Source organism: Mycobacterium sp., from assembly GCF_035697385.1.
Classification (GTDB): domain Bacteria; phylum Actinomycetota; class Actinomycetes; order Mycobacteriales; family Mycobacteriaceae; genus Mycobacterium.
In genome coordinates this window covers 1-3,293 of record NZ_DASSCY010000234.1, presented here as the reverse complement: position 1 = coordinate 3,293, position 3,293 = coordinate 1, and the positions used below count along the sequence as shown (strand labels likewise).

The following is a 3,293-nucleotide window of genomic DNA, read 5'->3' as shown; positions in this document are numbered from 1 at the left end:
TTCGGTGTCGTTGATCGACGATCGCGGAGGCGCGTCGGTCGCCCAAACGCGCCGGAAATCCCGAGGAAGTTATCGTCACCGCGGCCTCCAGTACTCGGCAACGTCGAGAACCGTGACGGACTAGCTAGCCGTCGGCTCCGTCATTGCCGTCATTCGTGCTGCCGTCGCCCCCGTCGCCGCCCGTACCGCCGGGTGAGCCGCCGTTGCCGCCATCGCCACCGGTGCCACTGCCGGAACTGGAGGTTCCGTTGCCGCCGTTGCCGCCGTTGCCGCCGGTCCCGCCGGGGCTGCCTCCGTTGCCTCCATTGCCTCCGTTGGCGTCACCTGAGGTGGTCGTAGCGTTGCCACCCGCGCCGCCGGCACCTCCGACCGATCCGCCGCCGCCCTCGCCTCCGGCGCCGCCAGTGGCCGTGCCGCTGACACCTGTGGTCGCGTTTCCTCCTGCGCCGCCGGCTCCCCCGTTGTTGCCCAGCCCGGTCGCGTCGCCGCCATTGCCGCCCGCGCCGCCGGTCGTCGGACCGTTGCTGTCGGCGTTGCCGCCGGCACCGCCCGCGCCGGCGGTGCCAGCCAGCCCGTTGCTGCCGCCGTCGCCACCGGTTCCGCCGACCGCGCTGTCACCTCCGATCGCGATACCTCCCCCGCCGCCGGTGCCGCCGTTACCGAATCCGATTGCGTTGCCGCCATTGCCTCCCGTGCCGGCGACCACCTCGCCGCCGATAATGCTCCCCGCAACCCCGCCCGACCCGCCGTCGCCGCCGTTGCCAAGCAAGAGTCCGCCATTGCCGCCGTTGCCGCCAGTACCGCCCGGTCTAGTCGCAGTACCCTCCGAGCCTGCGCCGCCTCGGCCGCCGTTGCCGATCAGTCCCGCGTTGCCGCCGTTGCCGGGTGCGTGCGTCAGCGTGCCGTTGCCGCCGTTGCCGCCATCTCCGAACAGCAAGCCGCCGCGGCCACCATCTTGGCCAAGGGCGCCGTCAGCGCCGTTTCCGATCAACAGTCCGCCGTTTTGCCCCGGGTAGTACCCGTCTCCGATCAGCAGCCCACCCGGTCCAATCAGGCCGAGGAAGTTATTGGGCGGAAACGGGAAAGGCGGGTCTCCCAACCATGGGTCGCTGGCCGCGCTCGTTGCACTGGTCGCGGCGAACGTTGCAGGCGCGAACTTGCCCAACTTGCTTGATGCCTGCGGGATGGAGCCCGCGAGCGTGGTCGGCGCGAAGAAGAAACTCGCGTTCGACACGACGGCGTCGCCACTGTCACCGCCCGACGAAGTTGGGGTCGCGACACCGGCGCGAGCCACTGGACCCGAAGCCCTGCTGCTGCCAACATCCAGGCTGCCGCTCGGTCCGATCACCACAACGGGTGACCCGCCGGTCGCCCCGTACAAGCTGTTGGGTGTGGCGATCGCGGCCAGCGACAACGCCGGCGCAGCCACGTTCGCCGCGTGCGGAACCGTCTGTGCGGCCGGAGTGGCTTGAGGGCTGTCGACGATACCCGTGGCCGCTGTAGCGAGCACGCCGGCGGCGATGGCGGCGGTGATGGTCTTTTGCTTGGCAGGTGCCACAGCGTGTCCTTCCCCGGGAGAATCCTTGCATCCAGCTAATTGTTGGAACTTGATGTGGCAATGAGTTTGCATCACAGCTCAGGGATCCGCAGCAAATCGGTCGACCCCTGGATCAGATTTCATCTATTTGTCCGATCCGGCCGTCCGCTTCCGGCCTATGCGCTGTCTAGCGCGCATCTCTAGCTCCATGAACATTGGCCAGCTCGACGCCGGGTTGACCCTTAGTCCGAGGTGTCATTCGCAGCGCGCGAACACAGCAGAACGAGAGTGGGCAGCCGCCGAACGCCTGCTACCCGACTTGATCTTGTGACCGGCAAAGATGCGTAGCGCTCCGCAGGGCTACGCTTTTAGGTCCGTCGGTTGCCGACGCAGCGGTTGGGCGGCATCTGCGTCCGGCGTGGGCCGGGACGCGGACACCTGTTCACGTCAATCCGAAGTCGTGTCGGCGGCCCGGCCGAGGTGGCGGGAAAATAACCGAGCCGAACTGTCGCGCTCGTATTCGGGCACCGGATAGTGCCTACCCGAGTAGGCGTGCAATGTCTTCTCCTTCGAGGCGAAGGCGTCAAACAATGCGATCCCGGATGTGCGGTCGAATTCCTCGTCGTTCCACGGAATCTGGTACTCGACCGGGACGGTGATCGTTCCCGCCGCCTCGATCAGAGCGTCGTCGACGAAAACCCCACCGAAGCCCAAGGCAGCAATCCGGGATTCGACCGCCGACCCGTTACGACACCCAAAGAGACGCCGCCGTAGCCGATCGGCGCTTCGAGACAAATCTCCGGCAGCGCCTGCAGGGCGTCCAGGGTCGCCTGCCATTCCGGCACCGCACGCTCCGCCGGCGACACCTACGTCAATCGCCTGACCGTGCACGCGAGTGGGAGCACCCACATGGTTACAGCGTTCATGGGTCTCACCTCCTCGCGTGATGTCACGGTCTCGCGCACGCTATCAACCTGAACTGAATCCGGTCCAACCAATTAGCAGACACACCTGCATGGGAACCATGCAAGGTCGCGCCAGTTCCTCAGGTCACGGCCACCCCGGCAGTCAATGCCTCTCTCCCCTGCCACATCTCGACCGATGCCTGCTGCATATCGGGAGGCGTGCAGCGCCGAAATCGTCAGCGCTCGTAGCGATGCTGCTGGCGCAGGCGCGCTGCAAAACTGTCGCTGTCGTCCACGTTCGGGTCGTCTGGGTCGTCCTCCGTATAACGATGAAACAACGTGTTCGCGCCAACTTTGGTGGCGTACAACGCGATGAGGACGCTGAGGACGGTGAGGCCCAGCCCCCACCACAACATCCACGCCGGTTGCTGTGGTTCGGCGGCAAGATAGATGACGAGAAATATCGGGCCCACGCCTAAGCACGTGAGCGACTGCAGCTGGAGCTTGAGGTAGCGCATGAAAGTCGACATCTAGAGGCTCCCCTTCTGAATACGAAAGTTTGCACAAACCGCAACTACGTGTCCCATCGGTGCACTGAGAAGTGACAGCCGCGTCGCGGGCCCGTGACGAACATTGTCGTCGAACGATAAGCCAGGTACATGAGGCGTTTACCCCTATGTTTGTCGCGGTTGTTGTCAACCAACACGGATGTGAACGGAAAAGTGACCTTACCGTTGGCCTGGATCGATTGACCGGCCGCCGATCCCCCGCTTACCGTGACCTTCGTGGTGCGTTGTCGCGTTGACCGGAGGGGTTCCCATTGTTGGGCTTGGCTGACGGTGGGTTCAGGA

The 3,293-nt window shown here is 65.4% G+C and carries 2 protein-coding genes and 1 pseudogene; all 3 read right to left on the bottom strand.

The annotated features are described in order from the left end of the window. Positions 1-124: 124 nt before the first annotated feature. The gene (locus VFH65_RS19825) at positions 125-1,558 is read right to left on the bottom strand and encodes a PGRS repeat-containing protein (RefSeq protein ID WP_353323754.1); all 1,434 of its coding nucleotides are present in this window, start codon (positions 1,556-1,558) and stop codon (positions 125-127) included. Positions 1,559-1,984: 426 nt separating this feature from the next. Then, positions 1,985-2,403 (bottom strand): annotated as a pseudogene (locus tag VFH65_RS19820) (alpha/beta hydrolase); the annotation flags it as partial. Positions 2,404-2,678: 275 nt separating this feature from the next. Further along, positions 2,679-2,972 carry a hypothetical protein gene (locus tag VFH65_RS19815; protein WP_353323753.1) on the bottom strand — a complete coding sequence of 98 codons (294 nt, stop codon included), beginning with the start codon at positions 2,970-2,972 and terminating at the stop codon, positions 2,679-2,681. Positions 2,973-3,293 lie beyond the last annotated feature (321 nt).